The organism is Candidatus Protochlamydia sp. R18 (assembly GCF_000648255.1).
GTDB classification, from domain to species: Bacteria; Chlamydiota; Chlamydiia; order Chlamydiales; family Parachlamydiaceae; genus Protochlamydia; species Protochlamydia amoebophila.
Genome location: NZ_BASL01000736.1, coordinates 1 through 2,349, shown reverse-complemented (window position 1 = coordinate 2,349; position 2,349 = coordinate 1). Strand labels below are relative to the sequence as shown.

The following is a 2,349-nucleotide window of genomic DNA, read 5'->3' as shown; positions in this document are numbered from 1 at the left end:
GTAAAGAAGAGTGTTGACATTGCCCGCGAAAAGGGGCACAACAAAAAATAGAAAATCATGCTATCCTTTTAAAAAAAAGCACAGAAAAATTTTAAAAAGTGTCTATAGTTTCAGGGTGTTTACTGAAAAAGAAAAGGATGCTTATAAGATTTAAGGGATACAATTTAGAGTAAAATTATTTTGTCTCTTGAATCAGACACCAGGGATTAAACTCTAGAAGCCTTCCCATCTAGATGGGAAAGCAGCCACTAGAGATTGAGTACGCTTCTTTTTTTATCAAATATTTAAAGAGCCTTCAGAAGTGACATTTTGCAACTTTAAACTCTTTACATCAGTAACTGCTGTAAAAAATTTAGCCCAGACCTTAATAGGATTGCTTTATCTGCGCATTTACTGCTTTTTCGCTAGTAAGTCTTCCATTTTTCATTATTGTACTGCGAAATCCTTGAGAATTTTGCCCAGCTAAATTCGCTTGTATTCATATTTTCACTTATAATTTAAAAATTTAATCTAAACGATTTGATTATGACATCATAAAATGATGAATAAGCAACACCTGATTACACTACAAGCGATATTTGGCAAGCCATTTCAAGCAAGGACTCAGAATTGAATTTAATTTATGTACAAATTGCCCTGTTATCCAGAATAGGTTGTTTAGAAACTCATTACAAGGGATAGTGAAAAAAAATGGATTTAAGTAAACATGTATGGGCAGATATTATGATGACTTTACAGGTTTTTCGTACGCTCGAAACAAAAGGGTTAGTAGGAGACATCGTAAGCCATCTGATCCTCGAGTATTTTCTCTTTTCCTCACTGAAGAAGGAAGAAACGTAACAAAAAAGTCTAGGAAAAGAGTCAAAAATGTAGACTCTGATTTCTTTCAAAAAGTCCTGAAAAACAAAGCGATGTTAATGAATTTATTGAAAGAACTTACCGGCTAATTTTTATGGGCACAAACAGAGGTATCTGTGATGACAAAAATCGAACTTTATATAGCCATAAGCAAAGATAGCTATCTAGCAAATGGAAATGGAAGAGTAGATTAGAATAATACCTTTTAAAACCATCCCAAAGAATCGGCTTTTTAGGTGGAATAAGAATCTTTTATTTATTTCTATTATCAAACACTCTTTTTTAAGCTTTGAGGATGGTAAATTCCTTTATCTACAATTTCGAGAAGTCGTAGAGCTGCGTGATTTGGAGTTCTTCTACCTGTTTCCCAGGCTTCAACCGTTCTAATACTAACATTCAAAAATCTAGCGAATAAATTTTGTGGATAATTAAGTGATTCTCGAATCCTCTTTACATCTTGAGCAGAATACATATTTGCAGGTTCAGAAATGTCTACATTACGTTTCTTTAACTTATTTTTCCCTTTTTGATGTTCAATAATATCGTTAAGACCTTCTTCAAGAAGTTCAAACATTTCGCTCATTTTTAACTCCTTTTTTTATCTCCTGAATCATTTTTAAAATAATCTTTTTTTCTTCAGAACTTAAATCTCCCTTAACGTTCTTGGGGTCAATAACAACATAATAGGTAATTCCATCCTCAAGAAAATCTAAATAGTCTACTCGGAATCCAACGCTTTTCTCCTTAGCAGAAAATTTAATACGTGCCTTCTTTAATTCTCCCATTCCGGTAATTAAATTAACTTGTTTGGATCTTTAATTAAATTTGCTTCAAATTTATCAAAATCTTTAAAAACTTTCTTTCCGCGATTAGCTTATCAAAAATTCGTGTCAAGATAGCAGAATCAATAGAAATTCTTCTCATAAGTTGATTATACGCCAATATCGTAAATATAGGAATTCCTTGATTATAACATCAAAATATGATATCACAAAATCATGAATAAGAAACACCTGATTACACTACAAGCGATATTTGCCAAGCCAGTTCAAGCAAACGTGAAATGGAAGGACGTTGAATCCTTATTCTCTGCTCTTGGTGCAGATACTCAAGAGGGGAGAGGCTCAAGAATCAGAATTCTATTAAATGGCCAAGAGGCCATTTTTCATCGCCCACATCCTCAAAAAGAAACGGATAAAGGTCCTCTTATTTCTGTGCGTAGGTTTTTAGAAAATGCAGGAGTAAAGCCATGTTAAAATATAAAAATTATTCTGGTTTTGTTGTCTATGATGATGCAGCTCGTATTTTTCATGGAGAAGTAACAGGACTAAAAGCTGTTATTACTTTTCAAGGGACAACCGTTGACGAAATCGAGCAAGCTTTTAGGGATTCTATTGATGATTATATTGATTGGTGTAAGGAAAGAGGAGTAGAGCCAGAAAAGTCGTACTCAGGAAAGTTCAGCTTAAGAATGCCTTCAGATCTTTATGT

4 protein-coding genes are annotated in these 2,349 nt (G+C 33.3%); 2 read left to right on the top strand and 2 right to left on the bottom strand.

The window, feature by feature from the left end:
• Positions 1–1,126: 1,126 nt before the first annotated feature.
• Positions 1,127–1,441: a helix-turn-helix domain-containing protein gene (locus tag TY19_RS08370; RefSeq protein ID WP_042281705.1), complete on the bottom strand. Its 315-nt coding sequence runs from the start codon at positions 1,439–1,441 to the stop codon at positions 1,127–1,129.
• The gene (locus TY19_RS08365) at positions 1,425–1,643 is read right to left on the bottom strand and encodes a hypothetical protein (RefSeq protein WP_042281703.1); all 219 of its coding nucleotides are present in this window, start codon (positions 1,641–1,643) and stop codon (positions 1,425–1,427) included. The genes TY19_RS08370 and TY19_RS08365 overlap by 17 nt, the downstream gene beginning before the upstream one ends.
• Positions 1,644–1,856: 213 nt before the next feature.
• On the opposite strand from TY19_RS08365, the gene TY19_RS08360 reads away from it, so the two are divergent.
• Complete coding sequence (locus tag TY19_RS08360; protein WP_042281700.1) at positions 1,857–2,114, top strand: type II toxin-antitoxin system HicA family toxin; 258 nt, start codon at positions 1,857–1,859, stop codon at positions 2,112–2,114.
• A partial coding sequence (locus tag TY19_RS08355; RefSeq protein WP_042281698.1) for a type II toxin-antitoxin system HicB family antitoxin occupies positions 2,108–2,349 on the top strand: 242 nt, incomplete at its 3' end. The genes TY19_RS08360 and TY19_RS08355, both read left to right, overlap by 7 nt.

What these genes read in the sequence shown, in the direction of transcription:
- TY19_RS08370 (WP_042281705.1), bottom strand. Translation starts at nt 1,441, where the DNA reads ATGAGCGAAATGTTTGAACTTCTTGAAGAAGGTCTTAACGATATTATT.
- TY19_RS08365 (WP_042281703.1), bottom strand. Translation starts at nt 1,643, where the DNA reads ATGGGAGAATTAAAGAAGGCACGTATTAAATTTTCTGCTAAGGAGAAA.
- TY19_RS08360 (WP_042281700.1), top strand. Translation starts at nt 1,857, where the DNA reads ATGAATAAGAAACACCTGATTACACTACAAGCGATATTTGCCAAGCCA.